Genomic DNA, 23,438 nt, shown 5'->3' on the forward strand with positions numbered 1-23,438 from the left:
ACGCAGCCATCGCGCGATTCAGGCAAACGGCCCGTCCCAATAGCGCTGGTACATGCCGAGTCTTTTCTTCCAGCCAGGGGGTAAATGCCGCTCCTGCTGACCGAGCTTGTAGGCCCCCAGTTTGACGGCATTGCGCAGCAGCGAACCCGGCCAACTGAACACGCGTCGCGGCCCTAAAAACCGCAGTTCGGATTTCACGTAGCGCAGCCCTTCACCCCCGGCTCCGCCAAACGCCTGCCTGATCCAGGGCTCACGCGCCTGAAAAACCCCGATGTCGAAGTAGCGGCGAAATTCCTCCTTGAGCGAGTAATTGTGGGAGTGCCGACAGCACGCCTGGCCCTCGTACGCGACTTTCCAGCCCGCCAGCAGCATTTTGGCGGCGACGTACATGTCTTCCGAGAGGATCACGTGGTTGGGAAACCCACCCACTGCGAGCAAGGCTTCACGCCGGTAGGCGGAAAACGAGTTGGACATGAACGCGGTCTTGATCCCCAGCTGCGGCGCATCGGCAAGGCTTTTGAGCTGCGAGTGGGGCGGGTAGTTGAACTGCCGCGCGTGTTGCGCCAGTGGCACGGCGTCCAGATGGGGTAACTGTCGCCCGCACACTGCGCCCACTGTCGGGTCGCTGAACGGGCGAACGATGGCGGCCAGCGCGTCGGGGTCCTCCAGATAGGCATCCTGGGTCAGGAACACGCACACTGCGTAATCCGGGTGGCGCTCGACCATCATCTGCCGCGTGCCACCGTGGTTGAAATCCTTGCTGTCGATGCGTAGCACGTTCGGGCAGCGCGCCTGCGCCCGTTCGAAGGTGCCGTCGCGGGAGCTGGAGTCGACGATGAAAGTGTCGAACTCGATACGCTGGCGCGCCAGCGAGTCGAGCAGGCGCTCCAGCTCCTGACGACCGTTGTAAGTCGGGATGATGCAGGCAATGGTGAGCGGCTCAGTCATGGGGCCTCCGGGTTGTCAGTGCGCCACGGGCGTAACCACAGCGCCAGCGCCAGCATCAGTAACGCGCCGAACGCCGTGCTCAGGCCCAATTGCAGCCAGATGGACTGCAACGGGTGCAACAGCCCGGCCGACAGCAGCATCATGCCCAGCCCGAGCAACCAATGGCTGCGCCATGGCACGTCAGCCAGCAGGTGTTGACGGCGCATCAGCAGCAGGCCGGTGAGCACCACGCCCCCCACCGCCGCCAGTGCGATCCCGATGAGGCCGAAAAACCAGGGCAACACGGCCAGCAGGATCGCGTTGAAGAGGCTGCCGATCAATTCGCAGGTCAGCGGCAGGCGCGTATCACCGGCCGCGTAGGCATAACGGGCGAGCAGGGCGTTCCATGCGCCGAACATCAAGGGCACCGAAAACCACGCCAGCAAGTGGGGCAAGGGGCTGTCGGCGGCCTGATTGGGCAGCAGCAGGTGCACCAGCGCGCCGGCAGCGCCAATCAGTCCGGCCACGGCGGGCACGGTCAGCAAGGTGGCGCTGGCCAGCCCCTTGCGCAGCAGGCCCAGGCGTTGCTCGCCGGAACTGCCGCTCATCAGGCCCAGTAACACCTGATTGAGACTCATGAGTGCAATCAGCGGCAGGTTAATCAGCTTGCGCGCCAGGTTGATCCACGTGACCGAGCCTTCGCCCAGTAGCGATGCGACCATCCGCTCCAGCAAGGCCAGCCCCTGACTGGCCAGATTACTGCTCAACAACGGGCCGATGCGTTGCAGCAGTTCACGACCGGCACCGGGCGCGGCCTGCATTTGCCAGGGTTTCCAGCCGTCGCGGTACAGCGGCAGGAGCATCACCGACGGCATCAGCACACTGCCCAGTACGCAGGCACTGGCCAGCCCCTCGGCGGTGGACTGGTGCTTGAAGAAGGCCAGGTAGATAACCGGCGGCAGGTTGAACAGCAGCGATCCGAGCCCGGCCAGCACGAACCGCGAACGGGCTTGCAAGGGCACGCAAAACAAGCCGTGCAGCACAAAGCCCGGTGCGCACCACGCCAAAATGCGCAAACTGTGGCTGGCCAGTTCATAGCCCTGATTGTCGAGGCCTGGGCCGATCAAGCGCACCCACAGCAGCGAACCCACCCCCAGAATCCCGCTCAGCAGCAGGCCGCACAGCAACAAACGCGGGGCCAACGCGCCGAGCCAGGCACGTTGCTCCAGCGCCGTGCGTTGTTGGTACAGCGGCAAGGCGGCTGCACTCAACAAGCCGGCGGCCAGCGCCATGCGCAATGCTTCGGGCAGAAACAGGGCCACCAGAAAACCGTCACTGCGCCCGCCCGCGCCCCATGCGGCCACCAACAACCACTCGCGGGCGAACCCCGCCGCGAGTCCGGTGAGGGTTGCCAGGGTCAGCCACAGGGTTGATCCGAACATGGCCCGGCCCTAGTGAAACAACGTGAACAGGCCTTTGCCGCCCACTTTGTAGTTCAGGTTGCGGCAGCGTTCGCCTTTGATGGTGGCATCGGGACCGCCGACGATGGCGTAGGGCGGCACCGGTTTGGACACCACGCAATTGCCACCCACCACGGCGCCTTCTCCGATGTCGGCACCGAAGGAGAGCAGGGCGCGGCTGGCAATCCAGGCGTAGTCGCGAATGTAGACCGGGCCGCCAATGGCCCAGAACTCGGGCGCTTGTACGTCATGCCCGCCCGCAATAATCAGCACGTGCGAGGCGATGGTCACATGGTTGCCAATAATCAGTCCGCCCCGTGCGTCCAGTTGGCAATGCCAGCCCACGGTGCTGTCGTCGCCGATGCGCAAGCTGTCCACGCCGAGGATTTCCGTGTCGCGCCAGACCGTCGAACCCTTGCCGATTTTCGCCCCGCCCGCGCGTAGCCACAGCAGGCGCACGGTATGGCTGGGGATCTTGCAAATCAGAATGTTGTAGGCCAGCTCCCACCAGCGCAGCAGGCGGTCGCGCAAGGTCGGCCAGTTTTTGCCGTACAGCGGGATCAGCGCGCCTTTGAGTTCGCGGCCCAGCAACGCATAAAACCGTCGGGCCAGCGGCGGTTCGATGCGTGGCTCGATGTTCAGGTAGCTGATGAAGCACAACGTGTCGCCTTTGAGCGGCTGTTCGAAGCACACGTCATTGGCCAGCATCCAGTCGTAGGCGTTGGTCAGATCTTCAAGGCTGACCCCCATTTTCTCGGCGTACTCGGGCAAGGCCTGACGCAGGTTGCGCGAGTGAAAAAGACGGTGCTTCATGGGCGAACTCCTGAAAAAGGCGCCGGGGCATTGTGTGTGAGGCGCCGGGCTTCATGCAGGCTCAAGCCGAGCATCAGCCAGAACAAGGCGATCAACACCTGAGTGAAGCTGAAATAGTGATCGAACAGGCCGCTGACCAGCGCAGCCAGCAGGCCGACGGTGGTGCCGAACCAGATTGAATTGTCGGCCGTCAGGACGATGGGCGTGTGCCGCGGACGCACGCTGCGCCACCAACTGGCGATCACGGCGATGAACAGCAACATACCGGGCAGGCCGAGCTTGTACATAAAGTTCAGGAACAGGTTGGAAATACCCAGCAAACCCGTGCCTGCCAGCCCGGCCTCCACCTTGAAGCCGATGCCCAGCGGAAAGGCGGCGATGGCGTTGGGAAAAGCCCGGTATTCATCCAGGCGCACACTGGTACTGCCGGTGTCGGCCGTGGAGAAAATGGCGGCCAGGCGTTCTTGCAACGGCGGGTACACCAGCAACAGCACCACCACCGCCGCAACCCCGGCCAGCAGCATGCGCCCGGTGTAGGGGACGCGTTGGCTGGCGCACCAGATCAGCACCACCATCATGCTGATCAACGCCCCGCGCGAGCCGGTCATGGCCAGTGCAAGCACCCCCAGCAGGCCGACACTGACCCCCAGCAGCCTGAGCCAGCCCCGCCGGGTAAACCCGAAGCACAGGGCCAACGGCACCAACAAGGCCATGGCGCCGCCCGTCACGTTGGGGTGCATCCACGGCGAACTCATGCGCGTGGTAAAGGACTGCAAGCGGTCGTCGAGCATGCTCACCCCGCCATAGCCCAAGTGGCCGAGGATCGAGGTAATGCCGCTGGCAGAACGGTCCCGCAGGTACACCGGGATCGACAGCAGCAACAGCAATAACGTGCCGAGCAGCAATGCGATCACCATCTGCTCGCGGGCTTTGGGCGTATCCAGCAGCCGTGGCACCAAAAACAGCACCGACAGGTTCAGCAGCCAGCGCACCCAATTGACCGGCCCGTTGCCTTCAGCGCTGACCATCCACTGGCCGACCAGAAACGGCAAGGCACTGAACAGCATCAACGCCAGGACCCAGCGTTCGGTGCGCAGCAGTGTGGGGGCGGGAGGCAGGTTATTGAGCAACTTTTGCACCAGCACGCTGCCCCACACCAGCAGGATCAGCAGCTCCGACACTGTGGTGCGAAAGCCGATATTGACCGTGGTGTAGGGTAAAAACGTCGCGAGCACGCCAAACAGCAGCAGCCCCCACAGCGGATGGCGCAGCACCGTCACCACGCCCGCGACGCCGACCATCAACACGATCACGCTGAGCGGCGGCAGCACCCAGGCCATCAACCCGAACAGCAGGCTGAATATCAACGCCAGCGGAAGCGCCAAAGGCATTAGCGAAGCTCCTCCAGCAGCGCGTAAAGACGCTCGCGGTAAGCCTCGTCCGCGTAACGGCCGGCCCAGGTTTTCATCTGCTGCGGGTCTTCCGGGGCCTGACTGGCCAGGCTTACCATCAACCCGGTGAGCGCCTGGGTGTCAGTGGGGGAGAAGCGAGGGCTCTGCGCCGGGGTGATCTCATCCAGTGCCGAGCCGCTGGCCACGGCCACCGAGGTGCCGACACTCAGCGCTTCAATCACCGGCAGGCCGAACCCTTCGGCATAAGAGGGCTGCCACAGGCGTTCGGCGTGTTGGTACACCGCGTGCAGTTGGGCGTCGGTCAGGTCGCTTAAAAAATGCAGGCCGGCTAATGACTGCAAGGGCTCAGGCAGGTGTTCTCGGGTGCCGACCAGCACCAGCTCCGGCACCTGTTGCGAGCGTTGACGCGCTGCCTGCCAGGCACCCACCAGCCAGGGAATGTTCTTGCGCGGCTCGCGGGTGCCGACTGCCAGCCAATAGCGCGCAGGCAGGTTGAGTTCGCTGATATCGGCCGGTTCACCGACAAAGCCGCTGACCAGATTGGGCAGCACCCGCACTTTGTCTTTGGCGCCGGGGAAGCGCTTGACCACTTCATCCGCCGTGTATTGCGAGGGCGTCCAGATGCGGTCTGCAATCTTGATCGAATGCCCGATCGAGAGTTGGTCGCTGGTGCGGTACACCTTCTCTTTGAGACGAGAGCCGTGGTGGTTGATGTGGGTCAGCTGGAACAAATCGTGCAGTTGCAGCACATAGCGCATGCCGTGGGGTTTGGCGCCCAGGGGCAAGCCCATGTTGAAGTTGCAGATGTGAATTTCAACCCCGGCTTCGCGCAGGGCGCCCGGCAGGAAGCCGCCTTCAAAACGTAACCGGCCGGGCAGCCGGTGCACGCTTTGCAGCGGCGCCCCCCAGCGCGGGCAATGCACGCGGCGGCGCAGCGGGTGATCTTCGGGGGCGACGCCGAACAACTGCAATTGCACCTCGGGGTGTGCGCGCAACGCCGCTTCCAGCGCCAGCGCCTGACGACCAATGCCACTGTTGCCATAGCCCGCGGCGGGGCGGTAATCCAGACCTATGCGCATACGCTGACTTCTTCTTTTAAGGAGGGAAGACGGGTGTAAACCTGTTCCAGCTGGGCCGCGGCCACCGCCCAGTCATGCTCGGCCCTGACGTAAGCGCGTCCGGCCTCGCCAATACGTTGCAGCAGGGCGGGATCGCTCAGTGCCGTATTCAACAGTTGGGCCAATTCTTGCGGGTGTTCGCTGCCCAGATAGTGCTCGCCGTTGATGACCTTTAACCCCGAGCTGCCTTGCCCGGTGGTCACCACCGGCAAACCGGCGGCCATGGCTTCGAGCACTTTGAGCTTGGAGCCGCCGCCCTGGCGTAACGGGGCAAAAAAGACGGCGGCCTGCCGCTGTAAATCGCGCAAGTCCGGGACAAAGCCTTGCCATTCAATGCGCGGGTCGGTCCAGCGCTGACGCCAGCGGTCAGGCAGGCCAAAGCCGCAAACGGCAAAACGCACGTGCGGGTTGAGCGCCCACAGCTGCGGCAGGATGCTGTCCAGCGCCCATTCCACGGCATCGACGTTGGGGTGGTATTCGTAATTGCCGACAAACAGCAGGCGCTGGCTGTGCAGGTCCGGTTGCACCTGGGCGTAATGCCCGCTGTCGACACCATTGACCACCACCGACACCGGCGTGCGGGTCAGTTGGCGCATCACCTGTGCGTCCTGTTCGGTGACCGCGATCAGTTCCTTGGCCAGCCCGAACACGCGTTTTTCCCAGCGCCGGTAGCGCCACTGGTCATAGGAGGTAAACGGCTTGAGCCAGCCCGGCAAACGGTCGTAGCTGGCGGCTCCGATAGCGGATTCGACATTGTGCTCGGTGAGAATAAAGTCGCGTCCGGCGGCTGCCAGCGCACGTTCGAACGGCTGAAAACTGTAGCTGTGTTCGATCTGGATGACGTCCCACGGCTCTTGCAACAGTTGCCCGACTTGCTGTTCCAGCGGGGCCGTCACGCCGTTGATGCCGGCCAGCATCGGGTAGGGCGCCAAGGCCACGGCCAGCAGGGTTTTAAAGCTGCGTAAGGGTCGACGCCTGAGCACGATCAAGCGCTCGAGAAACGGCTCAAGGGCCGCGCGGGTGGCGGCGTCGAGGGCGGTTTTAGACTGCACCAGCAAGGTGATTCGGTGCCCGCGCGCGGCCAGGCTGCGCAGCAAATGGTATTGGCGTGTCTTGCCGCCACTGGTGGTGGGCCAGGGCAGATAGGGCAGGGTCCAGAGTATTTTCATGGCGTCCATACCAACAGTTGCAAACTGGATGTGAGCGGCACGCTGATCGCCGTCGCGTCGCTCAACGGGGTTTCAGTGCCCGTGTGCGGGTTGTACAGGGTGGCCCGGGTCACGCCCGGCAACTGCACCTGATCGCCGCTGGCGCTCCAGAACATCCACAGGCGTTTGCCGTCGTCCCGGGTCCAGCCAATGCTGTACAGGTCGTTGGGCGCGCCCTCGACTTGCGGCGCGTCGGCCGGGTCCAGACGCGGGCCGGTGACCTTGAAGAAGTTCTGCAACGCCACATACACGGGCTTGGGATTGCCTTGCAGGTCCAGCAAGCCGTAGTACTGGTCACGCGGGCTGGCGCGGCTGTCGAGGTCGCTGAGGTTGAACAAAAAGATGCGCTGAAAATCCATCGCGCTCATCAGCGCCAGCCGCCGCAAGGTGTAATCGGACTGGCCATCGACCCCGATCAGCAGTTGCATTTCTTGCGGGCCGTTGTAGCTCGACCAGCCCCATTCCGTGGCCCACACCTGGGCAATGCCTTTAGCGTGCAAGGCGCTGTTGAGGAAGTTGGCGCGGGTCAGGAAGTCATTGTCGGCGGGGGTATCGCCCTCCGGGTACTGCGAATAGGGGTGGTAGGCCGTGATCAGGTTTTGCTGGGCCAAGCCTTGTTCGAGCATTTTTTCCAGCATCAGGCCCGATTGCTTAGGCATCTGGCTGTAATACGCCATCCCGGCGGTGGCGACTTTTTGCTCGGGCCGCACGTCGCGGATCGCCTTGGCGGTGGTGGTCAGCAGGCGGTAATACTCGGCCGGGTCAGCCTGGGGCAGCCACATGATGTTGGGCTCGTTCCAGACTTGCCAGACGTTCACGTTCGGGTAGCGTTGCGCCAGCATCAGCATGCGCCGGGCAAACACGGAAAAATCCCTCGGCGGGTAGAGGTCGGAGGTGGGCTCGCCGGGGGGTACGCTGCTGGCGAACGGCGCTGAGCCGACCAGGTAGGCCAAGGTGTTGAACTGGTGAGCGCGGATGGCTTGCATCACGCCATCCAGCGGCGCCAATTGCAGCTGGTTTTCTTCGGGTTCGATCATCGCCCAGTGGATCGTCAGGCGCACCCAGTCCAGCCCCAGCTCATCGAGGCGCTGCATCTGCTTTTCATACACCGGCTGCGGGAAGTACTGAAACTGCGCGTTGACCCCCAAAAAGTCTTTCCATTCCACCGGGCGTGGCCCGCGCAAGGTCGTGCCCTGGGCTTCAACGGGCGGGCTCCATGGCAACAGGCTGACCCCGATCACGGCGATCAGCAGCGCGGGCAGCCAGAACACAGGTTTACGCCACATGGGTGCGCCCCCAGCAGGCGGATTTGAACATCTGGTGAAAACGCTCGGCGGTTTCGCTCCAGACGCGTTCTTGGCCAATCTGTTGGGCGTGCTCGGCCCAGCGCACCGCCATCATCGGGTCGGCACATAAATGGCCCAGCTCCGCGGCCAGCGCGGCGACGTTGCCTTGGGGGTAAATCACCCCGTTGCCGTGGTCGACTTCCTCGGCAAATGAACGGGCGTCCGAGGTAATCACCCCGCGCCCGCAGGCCGCGGCCCATGACAGCGCCCCGCTGGTGCCGCGCAATTGGCCCAACAGCTTGAGCTTGCTTGACTCGCGGTAGGGCAGGACCATCACGTGATGCTCCTGAATGACCGTCGCAATGTCGCTGGCTGGCAGGTCGAGGCGCCAGGCGATACTGTTTTCCAGGCCCAATTGCTCGATGCGCTGGCGCAACAGGTGCAGGTAACTGCCGCCCGACTCGAAGGCCATTTCGGGTTCACTGCCCCCGGCCAGGGTCAGGGTCAGTTGTTGCTTGAGTTCGGGCTTGTGCATGAAGGTCATGGCCAGGGCTTCGAGCAAATCCTCAATGCCCTTGCCGCGATAAATAAAGCCGAAATACAACAGCTTCAGCGGGTTGAGATCAGGCAGTGGCGCAGGCGGGATCAGCAAGTTGCCATGGGCAATGACCACCATTTGCTCGTTGCGCAGGCCCATGCGCTGTTTCAGGCAGTCGCTGCCCGACTGCGTGAGGGTGACCAGGCGCGTCAGGCTGCGGGCCAGTTGCCGTTCTTCATACAGGCACAACGGGTCGGCCAGTACGGTGGCCATTTGCGGCAGCGGTGACGGCAGGCGGCTGGCCAGTGATAACGGCCATGGCAGCCGGGCGCGACGCCAGACCAGACGCTCCGGGTCATGCACGGTGGCCGTCAGCGGCAGTTTGGGGAAGCGTTCGCGCAAGGCACGCAGGGCGTGGAACTCTGCCAGGCGCCCGCCACCCAGCTCGGCATGTACCAGATCGATGCCGCGCCAGTCAGTGCTGGCCACCCGTTGCAGGGCGCGTTCGGGGTCGTTGCCGATCCCGGCCAGCGGCGTGCTCACTTCAACGCCTTGACTCAACAGGGCGGCCTTGAGGTGCCCTGCGTAGTCGGCAATACCGTTTTGTTCGGGCGCCAAAGGCGCCAGCAGGGCGATGTGCATCAGGCTTTACCCCGTATCCGCGCCAGAAAGTTCAACACCTTTTCCGGGATGTCGAAACGACGGCGGTTGATGATGATGCCGTCCACGCGCTTGAACGCGGTGTTCAAGGTGTTGAGCGCGGTTTGCAGGATCGGCACGGTGGTTTTTTCGGCCTCCACGATCAGGCAAATCAAATCGGCCTGGCGCAGAATCACGAAGGCTTCCTGATTGGAGAAGAACCCCGACGCGTTGAGCAGCAGGATTTCCCCCGGCGCCGCAGGGCCGGTGCCTTCGACGCGCACCTGATGGCCGCGCTCTTGCAGCAACTGGCGCAGGTGCTCAATCACAAAGCTCACGCCTTCGCCCCGGCGCGCCGAGGTCAGGCCGATGCTGAGCCCGCGCTCGGCCACTTGCTCCAGCGGCAGCACGCCATACAGCCGGTACATGCTGGCGGTGAAGGCGCTGCGGCGCTGGGGCTGGTTGTCGCTGAGGTCTTGCAGGCTGGTCCAGACCTTGACCCCGAAGCGCTCTTCGATGTGGTCGCCGTCGTGAATGCGTTGATCCAGCAGGTAGAAGAAATACAGCGCCAGCAGGCCGACCGCGAGGCTGATCGGGAGGGCCAGAAACAGCATCAAGAGGCTCTTGGGAAAGACACGGTTGGGGTTGAGCGTGGCTTGTTCGATCACGGCGATGTTGCTGATGCGGCTCTTGTCCAGTTCACGGTCAATGCGTGCTTTTTCAGTGCTGTCGCTGTAGAGCGCGAAACTTTTTTCGGCGGCGGCCAGCTCGCGTTGCAAGCGCGACAGCTCAGGCTCAAGCGCCAGCGCTTCGCGGCGGTCCTGTTCCAGTTTTTCAAGCTGCACTTTTTGCTGGGCCGCCTGGGTTTTAAGGCGGCTCAGGCTGGCCTGCTGATCGGCGAAGCTGTTTTGCAAGCGCGTAAAGACCGGGTTGGGAGCGAGGTTTTCACTGCGTTGCACCACCGCTTTTTCTTTGTTGAGCAGTGCTTGCAGGTTGGCGATGGCCGCGTCCAGCGCTTTGACCGGCGGGGCAGTCTCCTTGAAGGTGCGGGTCATTTCCTGGCGTTCGATCAGCTTGGCGTTGATGCGTTGGGCCAGGTCCTGGCGGTCCGGGTTAATGCTGATTTGCCGGCCGATGCTGATCTCTTTTTTCATGCTGTCGAGCTGCGCCTGAATCGTCTCCAGGCCGCTTTGGGTAGAGGCCACGGCGCGGGTGGTGTTGAGGTGTTCGCCCTTGAGGTTATTGAGGTTGCGGGCGATGTCGCTCAGGCGTTCATCGATGCTGACGGCGCCCAGTTGGTTAAGGATTTTTTCGATCTGGCGTTGGTAATCGAGAATGCGCGCCTGGGTGGCGGCCGCTTCGGTTTCATAGAAGCCGTAGAGGCTCTTGCGGCCCATGGTCGAGGTGCGTTCCTGCTCGTATTGGTCGATCCACGATTTCACCACCTGCTGGGCGACCTTGGGGTCATTCCAGGTAAAGCTGACCTCCATGACCGACGAGCCGGGGGCGTGGGTGACGCTGAAATTTTTGCTCAACTGGTCCGCCAGACGCTCGACCGGGGTTTGCTTTTCCACCAGCCCGAGCATTTGCAGAAAACCGCGACCGATGTCGACCAGCCCTTGCACAGTGGCTTTCAGGGCGTTTTTGATCGTCGCCATGGGGCCGGTGGGCTGTGGCTGCCGTGAGAGGTCATCGAGGTACTTTTCGGCCACCATCCGCACGATCGGGCGGCCGGTAAGGATGCGTTCTTCGTCGATGATCGGGTCGCGCATGGCGCTGGGGATGACCACCGCCTGGCGGTCGGCAATTTCGATCGGCAGGGTGCTGGTGTCGCGGCCGGGTTTGACCAGCAGTAAAGCCGTGGACTCAAAGCGGTTGGGCAACAGGAACGCGCCGAGCACGATGATGATGAAGGTCACCAGCACGGTGATTTTGACTTCGCGTTTGAAGATGAAGAACAGGCGCAACACATCGCGGAAGGAACGGATATTGATCATGTCTGCAGTCCTTTGGCGATTAGTTATTGTCGTTTTTACGCAGTTCGTAGGACGCCCCGATGCCAATTGACTTGGTGAACGGAATCAATTGGTTGAGGTAAAGGTCGACCCACTCGATGCCATTGCCCACTGACGACTTGGGCACAAACACAACGTCGCCGCGCTGCAGCAAAACCGGTGCCTGCATGCTGTTGCCCCGCGCGATGGAGTTTTTGTAATCGAAGAAATACGTGTTGTAGCGCCCGTCGTCTTCCTGACGCAGCAGCGCCACGTTGTTGCTGTCGCCCACGGGCAGCACGCCCCCGGCGCCGACGATGGCCTGTTCCAGGGTGGTGGCGATGTTGACTTGCAGGGTGGCCGGGTTTTGCACCGCGCCGCCCACGTACACGGTGTTGCTCGGGGTTTGCGAGAAGTTGATGGTCAGCGACGGGTCTTGATAGACGTGGGTCAGCTTCTTCTCCAGCACGGCGGTCAGTTGGTCGGGGGTCAAGCCCGCTGCCTTGACGCTGCCGATGTAGGGGTAAGAAAACGTGCCGTCGGTGCGCACGTTGAACAGGGTCAGTTCGTAGATCGAGTTGGCGGTGAATGCCGAGATCGACGGCGCTTCACCGGTGTTGCGCACAATGCGCAAGGTGTCGCCTGCCCGGATGCGTTCAAGGGGTAGGGGTTTTCCGGCCAGGGCTTGCCCGGCGCGGTGGCCTTCGCGCAGGACGTCATCGTCCGGCAGTGTCACTTTGGACGGCAAGCCGCACGCACTCAACAACACGGCACTCAACAGCAACAGGATTTTTTTCATTGTTCGCGCTTCCTGGCATGCATGATCACAGCTCCCTTGCGGGTGTTGGGCAAATGGAAAACCTGAGTCAGTTTTTGCTGGCGTCGACCGGCACACGTCCGTAGATGTCAGTAAAGCGCACGATGTCGTCTTCCCCCAGGTATTCGCCGCTCTGCACTTCGATCATCACCAGGTCAACCACCCCGGGGTTGACCAGACGGTGGGTCTTGCCGGGTTTGATGAAGGTGGATTCGTTGGTGTCGAGCAGAAATTCATCGTCGCCATTGGTGACCCTGGCCATGCCGCTGACCACGATCCAGTGTTCGCTGCGGTGGTGGTGCATTTGCAGGGACAACGTGCCCTGCGGCTTGACCACGATGCGTTTGATTTTGAAGCGGCGGCCTTCTTCGAGCACGGTGTAGGTGCCCCACGGCCGGGTGACGGTGCGGTGCAAGCGATAAGCGTCATGGCCTTGGCGCTTGAGGGTCTGGGCGATGTATTTCACGTCCTGGCTGCGCTTGGCGTCAGCGATCAGCAGGGCGTCCGGGGTGTCAATGATGATCAGGTCATTGAGCCCGACCCCGCCCACCAGACGCTTGGGCGAATCGATGTAGCAGTTGTGTACGTCATGCAGCACGTTTTCGCCGTTGCACTGATTGCCATTGGCGTCAGCCGGGCTGAGTTCTCGCACCGCTTCCCACGAGCCGATGTCACTCCAGCCCAAATTGCAGGGCACCACGGCGACCTTTTTCGAGCGCTCCATCAACGCGTAATCGATGGAAATGTCCGGCGCTAGGGCGAAGGTGGTGCTGTCCAGTTCGAGGTGGATTTCCTGTTTGCCCTGAAACACCTGGCTGTGTTCCAGGCAATGGCTGACCGCCGCCAGTACGTCGGGGGCGTAGGCTTTGAACTCGCGCAGCACACTGTCGACGCGCATGCAGAACATGCCGCCATTCCACAGGTGCAAACCGCCGTCCAGATACTGCTGTGCGGTGGCGGCATCGGGTTTCTCCACGAAGCGGGCCACTTCATAGGCTTCGCTGCTCAGCGCAGGGCCTTTTTCGATGTAGCCGAAGCCGGTTTCTGCCTTGGTTGGCACGATGCCAAACGTTACCAGCCAGCCTTCATCGGCCAATTGGCGGGCATTGTCGACGGCCTTGGCGAACGCCTCGATGTCTTTAATCAGGTGGTCGGCAGGCAGTACCAGCAACTGCGCGTCTTCGCCATAGCGCTGCGCCACGTGCAGGGCTGCGGCGGCAATGGCGGGGGCGGTGTTGCGGCCAAAGGGTTCGAGGATGAAGTCCAGTTCGACGCCTCCTTTGTTCAGTTGCCGGTAGTCGTCGAGGGTGCGAAAAAACACCTCGCGGTTGGTCACGGTCAGCAGTTGGCCCACATCGCGCAAGCCAGTGGCGCGCCGGAAGGTCTTTTGCAGCAGGCTTTCACCGTCCGGCAGGCGCATAAACGGCTTGGGCATGGCCTCCCGTGAAACAGGCCACAGTCGTGTGCCAGCACCGCCGGCGATAATGCACGGAATGAGTGTGCTCATTCAAAACGCCTCTTTTGTCAGGATGACCGCCGGAACCGTGCGGAACAGAATGTACAGGTCGAACCAGACCGACCAGTTTTCGATGTATTCGAGGTCGAACTCGACACGTTTTTCGATTTTTTCCAGGGTGTCGGTCTCGCCGCGATACCCGTTGATCTGCGCCCAGCCGGTGATGCCGGGCTTGACCCGATGGCGCGCGGTGTATTCCTGCACCGCTTCTTCGAACAAAATGCCGGCGGCCTTGGTGGCCGTGGCGTGCGGGCGCGGACCCACCATGGACATGCTGCCGGCGAAGACGTTGAACAGTTGCGGGAGTTCATCAAGGCTGGTCTTGCGGATGAAACGCCCGACCCGGGTCACGCGCGGGTCGCCCCGGGTGGTTTGTTTGTCGGCGGTGAAGTCTGACTGGTTCTGGTACATCGAGCGAAACTTGAACACTTCGATCAACCGGTTGTTGTAGCCATAACGCTTTTGCCGGAACAGCACCGGGCCCGGAGAATCGAGTTTGATCGCCAGCGCCACCAGCAGCATGACCGGCGACAGCAGGATCAGTGCGACGCTCGACAGCACCATGTCTTCAATGCGCTTGAACACTGGCGACCAACCGCGCAAGGGCACTTCGGAGGCGTTGAACATCGGCAGGTTGGCCACTTCGCTGATGCGGTTGTGGGCATGCCGAAAGGCGATCATGTCCGGCACCAGCAGTACGTTCACCGGGAACTTGCGCAGGTTGCGGATGATGTAATCCAGACGGTTTTCAGCCGACCAGGGCAGCGCCACCAGAATCTGCGTGACGCGCTCTTCGCGGATCATTTTTTCGAGATCCTGGGTATTGCCGAGCACCGGCAGGTGGGCCACGGTGTCGGGCAGGCGGGCCATGCGGTCATCGATAAAACCGATCACCCCGCTGCGGATGTCCTGATGCTGGGCCAGGTATTCGGCCAGGCGCACGCCGTTTTCGGTGGCACCCAAAATGACGGCCTGTTGCAAGAAGATCCCGCGGCTCATCAGGCGTTTGAACAGGGTCAGCAAAATCATCCGCTCGACCCCGAACAGCAGCAGGCTGCCGAGGTACCACACCAGTAATTCGGCGTTGCTGATGTAGTTGAACAGGTCCAGCGCGCGGTGCATGAACAACAGCAGGCAAAACGCCGCCGACCAGGCGAACAAGGTGAGTTGCAGGCGCCAGCGGTTGCTGAAGATGTTTTCGGCGTAGACCCCCAGCGCCTGGAAAAACAGCACGCTCACCACCCCGAAAAATATCAGTACGGCGAAATAGCTTTTGGTGGTTTCCGGGTGCTGCTCACGCAAATAAAACAGCAGTAACAGGCCGGGCAGGATGGCGGTGAGGCCGTGCACCACGCGAATGGCGAACAAGAAGTACTCGACCATGCTCGGGCGGGTGAGGGACAAACTGTCAACGGGCTGCAAGCGCATAAGGATCCCTTCTTAATCGCGCCCCCTGTCGACGGCGCGGACTGCAAAGCAATGCCATTCATCCATGCTGCTTTACGTCAGATAGTCAGCAGACGCTGAATCTGCGGTGGTTTTTTTGATCACTCTTTACTTGGCGTTTTGCGTTTGATCAGGAGTGTAGACGCGATTGTTTTTTGTGTGACAACAAAGCTGAAACCCTTGTATTCCGGCGTTTGGCAGGCGTCCGGCGGGGCTTTATCAGCGAATGAAGAGTAGTAAAGAACATGAAACAGATTGTCGCGAATACAAATTTTTGGATCCGTTTTTTCAATCGTGTTTTGAGCCGTGTAGACCGGGCGGATGCGCTTTTAAAAAAACAACAGGCCGTTTTCATCTGGCTGTTGTCCAACCCACCAGACTCACTGTTTGAGGGACGATGAATGAGCGCAGCAAAGGCTTTTTTAATCTTGCATGGCAAGCAGGCACTCAACGAAGACGTGCGGGCTGCTGTTGAACACCAGCGGGCGCAAGGCTGGGAGCTGGCCGTGCGGCTGACCTGGGAAGCGGGGGATGCGCAGCGTCTGGTGCACGAAGCGCTCGATGCGGGGTATACCCACCTGATTGCCGGAGGGGGAGACGGCACCCTGCGCGATATTGCCGAGGCGATGGCCAAAGCGGATGCGCAGGCGAGTCTGGTGCTGCTGCCCTTGGGCACGGCCAACGATTTTGCGCGGGCTGCCGGAGTACCGCTGGAACCACTGCACGCGCTGGCATTGCTGGATGCCCCGACCCGGCGCATTGACCTGGGCGATGCTGACGGCGAACTGTTCTTGAACATGGCCACGGGCGGCTTTGGCAGTCAGGTGACGGCCAATACGTCCGAGGACTTGAAAAAGGTGCTGGGCGGGGCGGCTTATCTGTTTACCGGCCTGTCACGCTTCAGTGAGTTGCACGCGGCCTACGCTGAATTGCAAGGCCCCGATTTTCACTGGAAAGGCGATCTGCTGGCGCTGGGCATTGGCAACGGTCGTCAGGCCGGGGGCGGCCATGAGTTGTGCCCCTCGGCGGTGGCCGATGATGGCTTGCTGGACATCAGCATCTTGCCTGCACCGCAGGAAGTGGTCGGCACCCTCAAGGGCCTGATGGAAGGGGGCTGGGGCATGGACAACCTGTTTGTCCGGGCACGCCTGCCATGGGTGAAAATCACGTCGGCGCAAGGGCTGTCGATTAACCTCGACGGCGAGCCGATGGCGCAGGAAGCGAGCCGGTTCTCAGTGCGTCAGGGCGCTTTGCAGGTGCATTTGCCCGACGATTCGCCGCTGGTCAGTCATCAAGGCTGATGATTTGCTCGCGTACGGCAAACAGCACCAGCCCGGCCACGTCATGGATCTGCAAACGCTTCATGACCTGGGCGCGGTGGGTTTCGACGGTTTTGATGCTCAGGCCGAGGCCGCAGGCAATTTCGCGGGTGGATTTGCCGCGCACGATCAGGCGCAGGATCTCCAGTTGACGCTCTGTCAGGTTGTGCTGCCGGGCCTGGGTCGCACACGGGTCAGGGCCGCGGTTGAGCGCCTGATTGATCACGGTATGGGCAATGGCCGGGCTCAGGTAGCGCTCATTGTTGCGCAGCGCGCCCAGCGCCTGTTCGAGTTCCACGGCACTGGTGTCCTTGAGCAGGTAGCCGTGGGCGCCGCTTTCCAGGGTTTGCATGATCAGGTGCGGGTCGGTGTGCATCGACAGGATCAGCACGCTGCTGTGTGGCAGAACCGCCTTGAGTTGACGCAGGGCTTCGAGGCCGCCGGTATGGCGCATCGACAAGTCCAGCAGAATGATGTCCGGCTGAAGTCGCTCGGCGGCCTCCACCAGTTGCCCGCCATCCTCGACTTCGCCAATCACCGCGTAGCCCGGCAAGTCGTTGACCAGCGCCTTGACCCCGGCGCGAATCAACAGGTGGTCATCCACCAGTAGCAGATTGCAGGTCATGAGGTTGGGCCCAGCTGTGCCCGTTGCCGCGTGCGCCGGGGCCAGGGCAATAACACGTCAATGTGGGCGCCCGCGCCGGGTTCGCTGATCACGCGCAGGGTGCCTCCGAGTTGCGCGACCCGTTCCAGCATCCCGGCCATGCCGCGTTGCCCGGCCGCTGCGGGGTTGCTGGCAGGGACAAAGCCGACGCCGTCATCGCGCACGCTCAACTGCAGGCCGTCAGCCTGGCGCCGCAGTTGCACCAGCAGGTTGCTGGCCCTGGCATGGCGCAGCACATTGGTGACGGACTCCTGGGTGACGCGAAAGATGACCACCGCCATCTCCTCCTGAATATCGCTCAAACGCGGGTGGCACTCGAAGGTCCAGCCCAGCGAAGCGTTTTCGAGGGTCTTGATCAAATGTGCCCGCAGGCTGACTTCGATACCGAGACTGGCAATCTGGCGTGGATTGAACGCCGCGGAGACATCGCGCACCTTGGCCAGGGTTTCTTCCAGCAACGTGCACAGGCTCAGGCAGTGCGCTTGCAAGTCGTCGGGAACCCGGCGTTGCAGCCAGCGGGTTTGCAGGGTGGCGGCGGTCAGCAATTGGCCAATGTCGTCATGCAGTTCGCGGCTCAAGTGCTGGCGTTCGTTTTCCTGCACTTCAATCATGCGCGCCGCCAGTTCTTTGGGTTGCAGTTGGATGGCGTTGCGCGAGTCCCGCAGCAGCCAGCCGACGCTGGCCAGGGCGGTCAGGTCGAGCAGCATCAACGGGGTGGGCAATGCGTCGCAGGTCCAGTAGACGATGAGGCTTGAAAGTGCAGAGCAAAGACAAAGCGCTGCCGTCAGCCGGCGAGCGGTTTTACCCGTTGGGCACAAAGGCTTGAATGACTTGAGACTGGCGTGCATAGCGTGTGGAGCCAAAGGTGTTCGCTGAAGGACCTGGCAGATGGCTGGCAGGTAAAGAGTTAACGGGATCAACGTTCATGGCTGATGCGAAGCCTGAACGGATCTGCGACACAGACGTCCGGCTCAACGATCGGCGCGCATGGTATCACTTCATTTAAAGCGGGTCGCCTTTGACGCAATTTAAATGGCGCCCTGCACAGCGGTGTTAGTTGGCGTATTACAGGTTTTGCGTGCGCGCTTAAATAGGAAATAAGTCGATAGCTTAGTTGGCGCTTAACTGCAAATACCTGAGCGGCGCCTATAGTCTGATATGCGAATTAACTTACAAGATGATCGACATATGATGTATTCACCGCACGCTGTCTTTGAACCGGGCATTGAATAAATGGACCGGGAGAAGGCGGGCGGACGAGGCTAGCCGAGGGGCGGCGGAGCCGTTTGCATGGCTTCGATCTGTTCGGTGAAAGAGGTAATCAGCAGCTTTTGTTCACTGTCATCGAGGGTCAGTTGGCCCGTGTGGGGGTCTATCAACTCAACCTGCCAGGCCAGCAGGCTGAAGCAATCCTTCAGGATTTCGACCGCCGGTTCGTGCAGGGCGCCCAGGTTTCTTGCCTGCCTGAGCAAGTTGCGCAGGGTTTGGCAAAAGCCTGCAATGGGCGCGATGGTCAACGCTTTGGCACGCCTCTCCAGCTTGGAGAGGGTCTTGACTATGCAGTCGATCGCGTCTTCGTCGTGGTGAATCAGTCGCAAGTGAGTCAGGCATTCTTCTGCGGTGGTCAATAACACCTGAGCTTCGATTAAAAAGTCGGCTAGCGCTAATGGCCGGTCATTGCCATTGAACATGCTTATTCTCACTCTTCTGGAACGCCTTTTAAGTAAATGTCCGGGCTCATCGTGCAAAAGCCACCCGTGAGCATGGCAACTGGATCAGCGTTTTGGGTGACTTTAAGTGCAACTTTTTGGGTGTAAGCAGTGGATGTGTTCGCTTCGGAAGTTTTAAAAAGCACGGTGCGCAGATATGCACCTTCCGGCACAAGACAGCGCTGTTTCAGTAATAAAAAGTTCCTGCCGTGATTCATATAATGCGAAGGGGGTCACAATAATGGCAATCGAATAGCACGAATATCAGGGCCTTCCTGAGTGCTGCTCAGGGAATCCCTTAGGAGGGGCCCGCTAGGGAGAAAGGTGAGGGGGCTCGGGTCAAGCGCAGGCAGCAATAATGGCACTAGATGATGTTAAAGTGCCATCACTTTGTGTGGCCGTTTGGCGCAGGGGGTCAAGGTCCTGATTTTGCTGCCGATAAGGCTAGGGTCTGTTCCTGTTTCAATGTAAGCCAGCGTCGCTGGGTCACATTTAGCCAGGCAAGGCGCAGGGCGGGTGTTCGTCGCCGCTGCGAACAAATGCGAACAGACCCTACACACTCAGCCCCCACGCCCAGGAGTTATTCATGGCCGGCATTCTCGACACGGTAGACCAGCGCACCCAGTTGGTCGGTGAAAACCGACTGGAAATTCTCATGTTCCGTCTGGCGGGTCGGCAGCTGTTCGCGATCAACGTGTTCAAGGTGCAAGAGGTTCTGCAATTACCCAAATTGACCCTGATGCCGCAGCGACACCCGTTTGTGTGTGGTGTCGTGAATCTGCGTGGTCAGACCCTGCCCGTGATTGATTTGTCGCAGGCCATCGGCATGCGGCCTCTGGTGCCCGGCCCTGACAGTACGATCATCGTGACCGAGTACAACCGCTCGGTTCAGGCGTTTCTGGTGGGCGGGGTCGACCGCATCGTCAACATGAACTGGGAAGCCATCCTGCCTCCGCCCACCAGCGCCGGGCGTCAGCATTACCTGACCGCCATCAGCAAGGTCGATGAGCAACTGGTCGAGATTATCGACGTTGAAAAAGTGCTGGCCGAAATCGTGCCCTACAGCGCCAAGGTCTCGCGTGAGAAGCTCGAGGACCCGATCCTGGAACATGCGCGGGGCCGCGAAGTGCTGCTGGTCGATGACTCCAAAGTCGCCCTGTCTCAATTGCGCGAAACCCTTTCGCAGTTGGGGGTCAAGATGCACGTGGCCAGCGATGGTCTCAAGGCACTGAACATGCTCAAGGGCTGGGCAGATGCCGGGCAGGTCATGACCGACAAGCTGTTGATGATCTTCACCGATGCGGAAATGCCCGAGATGGATGGCTATCGCCTGACCACTGAAATTCGTAACGATCCGCGCCTGCGCGGTCTATACGTGGTGCTGCACACCTCGCTGTCGGGCAGCTTCAACGAATCCATGGTCAAGAAGGTGGGCTGTGACAATTTCCTGTCCAAATTCCAGCCGGACAAACTGGTGGACGTGGTCCGTCAGCGTCTGATGCTGGATCAAGTGCCCGCCTGATTCTTTGCACGCAGGATCGGCTCGTATACTGTGGCGTTTTTAATCCGCAGGGAGCTGATTCATGCTGCAGCTAAGTTCGATATACCGATTCCCGCTCAAGTCCGGCAAAGGCGAAAGCTTGTCTCAGGTGCGCCTGGACCCGTTGGGCGTAGAGGGTGATCGACGCTGGATGCTGGTGGATGAAGCCTCCGGGCGCTTTTTGACCCAGCGCACCCACCCGCACATGAGCCAGCTGTCTGCCCTGTGGAATGCAAATGGCGGCCTGACCTTGAAGGCCGATGGCTTTGAGGCGCTGGAGGTGCCCGTGCCCCAGGCCGACAGCGACCTGCGAGGCGTGACCATTTGGCGCGACACCTTGCGCGTGCCGGACGCCGGGGATGAAGCTGCCGGGTGGTTGAGCCGTTTTATAGACCAGCGCGTGCGCCTGGTGCATGTGCCGTTGGCGCGGGCGCGGACCACTGAGTCCGGTTATGGCCGCGATGACGACAAAGTGGCGTTCGCGGATGGTTACCCGTTGTTGCTCATTGGTCAGGCATCGCTCGACGACATTTCAGACAAGGTCGGTCGACCTTTGGAGATGCTGCGATTTCGTCCCAACCTCGTGGTCTCCGGCAGTGCAGCGTTTGCCGAAGATGGCTGGAAGCGTGTGCGTATTGGCGAGGTGGAGTTTCGCGTGGTGAAGTCATGCTCGCGTTGCATCCTCACCACCATTGATCCGCACACCGGCGAGCGTGATGCGCAGCGTGAACCCTTGAATACCCTGATGAGCTACCGCAAGCAGGAAGGCGGCACGATGTTCGGGCAGAACCTGGTGAACGACAGCCACGGCCTGCTGGAAGTCGGCATGCCGGTGACTGTGCTGGAATAACGCGTTGCCCCTGCAGGTGCGCTCGCCCCTGCAGGGGATTACCCGCGGTCACTGATCGTCAAAATACCGCTCATGCCAGTCCACCAGAGGCTGGGGCACGTTGAGTTTCTGACCGTAGATCACCGAGTACGACAACACGTTCTGCACGTACTGGCGGGTTTCGTCGAAGGGAATGCTTTCAATCCACACGTCAAAGCCCAGGTGGTTGGCGCCCCGCAGCCATTGGCGAACGCGGCCCGGGCCTGCGTTATAAGCCGCTGAAGCCAATACCCGGTTGCCGTTGAACTGGCCATGCACCTGACTCAGGTAGGCGGCGCCCAGCTGGATGTTCTTGTCCGGGTTCAACACTTGTTGGGGCGATGCCAGCGGAATGCTGAATTTTCTGGCGGTTTCTTTGGCTGTGGCTGGCATCAATTGCATCAAGCCGCTTGCGCCCACACCGGAACGCGCGTCATCCATAAAGGCACTTTCCTGACGGGTGATGGCGAATACCCAACTGGAATGCAAGCCGCGCACTTTGGCCTCGCGCACCAGAGTGTCGCGGTGCGCCATCGGGAAGCGGATGTCCAGATCGTCCCAATACTGCGCCTGACTGATGGTGCGAATGGCCGGGAAATACCATTTGCGGTCGTAGGCCAATTTGGCTTGCGCCACCATTTCGTCGCGATTGAAGTGGCGGCTGACGTGATACCACTCACGGCGGCCATCGACGATTTGCCCGCGGTCATGAAATTCCAGTGCACGCTGTACGCCGGGGGTGTTGCGCACTTTGTTAATCAATTGCGGGCTGAGCACCAGCGGTTTGTTGTTGAGCTGATACGGGGTCTGCGCCCGATCGGCTGCCAGGAAGCCGTAGAAATCACGCTCGCGGGCCACATTTTTGAACAGCACTTGCGCTTGTGGATTTTTCGGTTCGGCCAGCTCCAGGCTGCGCGCCTGCCAGTAGCGCCAGCGGTTGCTGGTGGCCAGATCCTGCGGCAATTGGCGGGTCAGTTGATAGGCATCTTCCCAGCGAGCCAGGCGCAACAGCAGGCGCAAGCGCCATTCGGTGACGGTGTTGTCGCGCAGCTCGGGGTCATATTTTGTCATGATGTCCAAGCCGCGGCTGTCATAACGGCGGGCAAACGTCAGACCAATCTCACGGGCGATGGCGACCTTTTCATCCCGTGAGAAATGCATGTTGGTGGCGTAGGTGTCGAGCAGTGCTGCCGCTTTCTCAGGGTCCTGTCGCGCTAAACGTCGCAAGCCCAGGCCTACGGCGTCAGACATGGCCTCACTGGCGGGCAGAAAGCGCGATGGTTGGCTGAGCAGATCGGGCTTTTGTGCCACTTCAATCATCACTTTGGCTTGTGGGCCTAGCGTGTTGAGGCCGTTAGCCAGGGTGGTGGCCAGGCCGTAATTGCGGGCTTCAGCCGCCAGCTTTACCCGCTGCCAACGTTTTTGTTCGGTCAGTTGGCCGTCGGCGGCCCACTGGCTGAACAGGGCGTCGCACGCCGCCGGTTGTGCTTTGCCCACCAGCCAGAGTTTTTCCGCGCTGGCGTAACCTTCGGCTTTTTGGTTGTGCGCCAGTTGGTACTGGCCGTTCAGGCAGTCCAGCTCGGTAAAGTTGAGCTTGGGGTCGTAATACTTGGCAAAGGTCGCCCAGTCGCCGCGATCAGCCAGCCAGCGCAACCAGCGCAGTTTCATCCAGTTGGCTTGCGGCAGGTCGCCATGCGCCGCCAAAAACTGCTCAATTTCAGCGTTGCTGGCGCTTTTCAGGCGGGCGGTGAGTTCGTCGTAGACCAGATACGGCGTCAGCGGATAGCTGCGCAGGGCATCGGCATTTCGGAAGTAGGGGCCGGAATCGCCTTTGGCCAAGGCGCGTTTGGCCTCGTCGTACAGTTGGCGTTGTTGGGTCAGGTCTGCGGCCTGTGCGGCTTGCACGGCGCAACTGGTGAGAAGCAGGCAGGATAAAAAGTTGAAGAGACGACTGCGCATGGGGCTTCCGTACAGATGAAAAACGCGGTGTGTGCAGGGGGAGCCCGGCACTGATTGAGTCGTAGCTTAGCCTTTTGCCAGCAGCGCGTGAACGCCTTGCAGGCCCAGCGGTGAAACTTGCGACTAAATGGAGGCAAGCGCAGGGCCAACAATAAATAGCCGGCCGCCTGAAGGCGCAAATCAGGTAGAATGCGCGCCCAGTTTT

Annotated in this window: 19 protein-coding genes; 3 read left to right on the forward strand and 16 right to left on the reverse strand. The window is 61.1% G+C overall.

All coding sequences use genetic code 11. From position 1 onward, the window contains the following. Positions 1 to 18: 18 nt before the first annotated feature. The 12 genes from IF654_RS07485 to IF654_RS07540 form a co-directional block, all read right to left on the reverse strand. Positions 19 to 948 (reverse strand): glycosyltransferase family 2 protein, encoded by a 930-nt coding sequence (locus IF654_RS07485; protein ID WP_094988206.1) that lies wholly within the window; start codon positions 946 to 948, stop codon positions 19 to 21. After that, positions 945 to 2,369, reverse strand: a complete 1,425-nt coding sequence (locus tag IF654_RS07490; protein ID WP_083334034.1) for a lipid II flippase MurJ — start codon at positions 2,367 to 2,369, stop codon at positions 945 to 947. Before IF654_RS07490 ends, IF654_RS07485 begins: the two co-directional genes overlap by 4 nt. Before the next feature lie 9 nt (positions 2,370 to 2,378). Then, positions 2,379 to 3,200 carry an acyltransferase gene (locus tag IF654_RS07495; protein ID WP_094988207.1) on the reverse strand — a complete coding sequence of 274 codons (822 nt, stop codon included), beginning with the start codon at positions 3,198 to 3,200 and terminating at the stop codon, positions 2,379 to 2,381. Next, positions 3,197 to 4,591, reverse strand: a complete 1,395-nt coding sequence (locus IF654_RS07500) for an O-antigen ligase family protein (protein ID WP_094988208.1) — start codon at positions 4,589 to 4,591, stop codon at positions 3,197 to 3,199. The genes IF654_RS07495 and IF654_RS07500 overlap by 4 nt, the downstream gene beginning before the upstream one ends. After that, positions 4,591 to 5,691 (reverse strand): glycosyltransferase family 4 protein, encoded by a 1,101-nt coding sequence (locus IF654_RS07505; RefSeq protein WP_194862620.1) that lies wholly within the window; start codon positions 5,689 to 5,691, stop codon positions 4,591 to 4,593. Before IF654_RS07505 ends, IF654_RS07500 begins: the two co-directional genes overlap by 1 nt. Next, positions 5,682 to 6,899, reverse strand: a complete 1,218-nt coding sequence (locus tag IF654_RS07510) for a glycosyltransferase family 4 protein (protein ID WP_047280162.1) — start codon at positions 6,897 to 6,899, stop codon at positions 5,682 to 5,684. The genes IF654_RS07505 and IF654_RS07510 overlap by 10 nt, the downstream gene beginning before the upstream one ends. Beyond that, entirely contained in the window at positions 6,896 to 8,224 is a 1,329-nt protein-coding gene (locus tag IF654_RS07515) for a cellulase family glycosylhydrolase (RefSeq protein ID WP_047273995.1), read from the reverse strand. The genes IF654_RS07510 and IF654_RS07515 overlap by 4 nt, the downstream gene beginning before the upstream one ends. Next, on the reverse strand, positions 8,214 to 9,404 hold the full coding sequence (locus IF654_RS07520) for a glycosyltransferase (protein WP_047273997.1): 1,191 nt from the start codon (positions 9,402 to 9,404) through the stop codon (positions 8,214 to 8,216). Before IF654_RS07520 ends, IF654_RS07515 begins: the two co-directional genes overlap by 11 nt. Further along, entirely contained in the window at positions 9,404 to 11,398 is a 1,995-nt protein-coding gene (locus tag IF654_RS07525; RefSeq protein ID WP_047273999.1) for a GumC family protein, read from the reverse strand. Before IF654_RS07525 ends, IF654_RS07520 begins: the two co-directional genes overlap by 1 nt. Positions 11,399 to 11,417: 19 nt before the next feature. Beyond that, positions 11,418 to 12,194, reverse strand: coding sequence for a polysaccharide biosynthesis/export family protein (locus IF654_RS07530; RefSeq protein WP_047274001.1), 777 nt, complete (start codon positions 12,192 to 12,194; stop codon positions 11,418 to 11,420). 67 nt (positions 12,195 to 12,261) lie between these two features. Next, positions 12,262 to 13,719: a mannose-1-phosphate guanylyltransferase/mannose-6-phosphate isomerase gene (locus IF654_RS07535; protein ID WP_047274003.1), complete on the reverse strand. Its 1,458-nt coding sequence runs from the start codon at positions 13,717 to 13,719 to the stop codon at positions 12,262 to 12,264. After that, positions 13,720 to 15,156 (reverse strand): undecaprenyl-phosphate glucose phosphotransferase, encoded by a 1,437-nt coding sequence (locus tag IF654_RS07540; RefSeq protein WP_047274005.1) that lies wholly within the window; start codon positions 15,154 to 15,156, stop codon positions 13,720 to 13,722. A gap of 419 nt (positions 15,157 to 15,575) precedes the next feature. Here IF654_RS07540 and yegS point away from each other — a divergent pair, with 419 nt between their 5' ends. Next, a complete protein-coding gene (gene yegS, locus IF654_RS07545) occupies positions 15,576 to 16,475 on the forward strand; it encodes a lipid kinase YegS (RefSeq protein WP_047274007.1) in 900 nt (299 codons plus the stop codon). Here yegS and IF654_RS07550 read toward each other — a convergent pair. The 3 genes from IF654_RS07550 to IF654_RS07560 form a co-directional block, all read right to left on the reverse strand. After that, positions 16,459 to 17,118 (reverse strand): response regulator, encoded by a 660-nt coding sequence (locus IF654_RS07550; RefSeq protein ID WP_047274009.1) that lies wholly within the window; start codon positions 17,116 to 17,118, stop codon positions 16,459 to 16,461. The genes yegS and IF654_RS07550 overlap by 17 nt on opposite strands. Beyond that, positions 17,115 to 18,005, reverse strand: a complete 891-nt coding sequence (locus tag IF654_RS07555) for a sensor histidine kinase (protein WP_194862619.1) — start codon at positions 18,003 to 18,005, stop codon at positions 17,115 to 17,117. The genes IF654_RS07550 and IF654_RS07555 overlap by 4 nt, the downstream gene beginning before the upstream one ends. Positions 18,006 to 18,419: 414 nt before the next feature. Then, complete coding sequence (locus IF654_RS07560) at positions 18,420 to 18,848, reverse strand: hypothetical protein (protein ID WP_047274013.1); 429 nt, start codon at positions 18,846 to 18,848, stop codon at positions 18,420 to 18,422. Positions 18,849 to 19,452: 604 nt separating this feature from the next. On the opposite strand from IF654_RS07560, the gene IF654_RS07565 reads away from it, so the two are divergent. Both IF654_RS07565 and IF654_RS07570 read left to right on the forward strand, forming a co-directional pair. Beyond that, on the forward strand, positions 19,453 to 20,388 hold the full coding sequence (locus tag IF654_RS07565) for a chemotaxis protein CheV (RefSeq protein ID WP_047274015.1): 936 nt from the start codon (positions 19,453 to 19,455) through the stop codon (positions 20,386 to 20,388). A gap of 61 nt (positions 20,389 to 20,449) precedes the next feature. Further along, on the forward strand, positions 20,450 to 21,256 hold the full coding sequence (locus IF654_RS07570; RefSeq protein ID WP_083334028.1) for an MOSC domain-containing protein: 807 nt from the start codon (positions 20,450 to 20,452) through the stop codon (positions 21,254 to 21,256). Between the two features lie 48 nt (positions 21,257 to 21,304). Here the strand turns inward: IF654_RS07570 and IF654_RS07575 are convergent, their stop codons facing one another. After that, positions 21,305 to 23,233, reverse strand: a complete 1,929-nt coding sequence (locus IF654_RS07575) for a transglycosylase SLT domain-containing protein (protein WP_194862618.1) — start codon at positions 23,231 to 23,233, stop codon at positions 21,305 to 21,307. Positions 23,234 to 23,438: the final 205 nt, after the last annotated feature.

This window comes from Pseudomonas lundensis (assembly GCF_015377145.2).
In the GTDB taxonomy this organism is placed as follows: Bacteria; Pseudomonadota; Gammaproteobacteria; order Pseudomonadales; family Pseudomonadaceae; genus Aquipseudomonas; species Aquipseudomonas lundensis.

Excerpts from the sequence above, each read along its gene's own strand:
- IF654_RS07485 (WP_094988206.1), bottom strand. The coding sequence starts at position 948 with ATGACTGAGCCGCTCACCATTGCCTGCATCATCCCGACTTACAACGGT.
- IF654_RS07490 (WP_083334034.1), bottom strand. The coding sequence starts at position 2,369 with ATGTTCGGATCAACCCTGTGGCTGACCCTGGCAACCCTCACCGGACTC.
- IF654_RS07495 (WP_094988207.1), bottom strand. The coding sequence starts at position 3,200 with ATGAAGCACCGTCTTTTTCACTCGCGCAACCTGCGTCAGGCCTTGCCC.
- IF654_RS07500 (WP_094988208.1), bottom strand. The coding sequence starts at position 4,591 with ATGCCTTTGGCGCTTCCGCTGGCGTTGATATTCAGCCTGCTGTTCGGG.
- IF654_RS07505 (WP_194862620.1), bottom strand. The coding sequence starts at position 5,691 with ATGCGCATAGGTCTGGATTACCGCCCCGCCGCGGGCTATGGCAACAGT.
- IF654_RS07510 (WP_047280162.1), bottom strand. The coding sequence starts at position 6,899 with ATGAAAATACTCTGGACCCTGCCCTATCTGCCCTGGCCCACCACCAGT.
- IF654_RS07515 (WP_047273995.1), bottom strand. The coding sequence starts at position 8,224 with ATGTGGCGTAAACCTGTGTTCTGGCTGCCCGCGCTGCTGATCGCCGTG.
- IF654_RS07520 (WP_047273997.1), bottom strand. The coding sequence starts at position 9,404 with ATGCACATCGCCCTGCTGGCGCCTTTGGCGCCCGAACAAAACGGTATT.
- IF654_RS07525 (WP_047273999.1), bottom strand. The coding sequence starts at position 11,398 with ATGATCAATATCCGTTCCTTCCGCGATGTGTTGCGCCTGTTCTTCATC.
- IF654_RS07530 (WP_047274001.1), bottom strand. The coding sequence starts at position 12,194 with ATGAAAAAAATCCTGTTGCTGTTGAGTGCCGTGTTGTTGAGTGCGTGC.
- IF654_RS07535 (WP_047274003.1), bottom strand. The coding sequence starts at position 13,719 with ATGAGCACACTCATTCCGTGCATTATCGCCGGCGGTGCTGGCACACGA.
- IF654_RS07540 (WP_047274005.1), bottom strand. The coding sequence starts at position 15,156 with ATGCGCTTGCAGCCCGTTGACAGTTTGTCCCTCACCCGCCCGAGCATG.
- yegS (WP_047274007.1), top strand. The coding sequence starts at position 15,576 with ATGAGCGCAGCAAAGGCTTTTTTAATCTTGCATGGCAAGCAGGCACTC.
- IF654_RS07550 (WP_047274009.1), bottom strand. The coding sequence starts at position 17,118 with ATGACCTGCAATCTGCTACTGGTGGATGACCACCTGTTGATTCGCGCC.
- IF654_RS07555 (WP_194862619.1), bottom strand. The coding sequence starts at position 18,005 with ATGCACGCCAGTCTCAAGTCATTCAAGCCTTTGTGCCCAACGGGTAAA.
- IF654_RS07560 (WP_047274013.1), bottom strand. The coding sequence starts at position 18,848 with ATGTTCAATGGCAATGACCGGCCATTAGCGCTAGCCGACTTTTTAATC.
- IF654_RS07565 (WP_047274015.1), top strand. The coding sequence starts at position 19,453 with ATGGCCGGCATTCTCGACACGGTAGACCAGCGCACCCAGTTGGTCGGT.
- IF654_RS07570 (WP_083334028.1), top strand. The coding sequence starts at position 20,450 with ATGCTGCAGCTAAGTTCGATATACCGATTCCCGCTCAAGTCCGGCAAA.
- IF654_RS07575 (WP_194862618.1), bottom strand. The coding sequence starts at position 23,233 with ATGCGCAGTCGTCTCTTCAACTTTTTATCCTGCCTGCTTCTCACCAGT.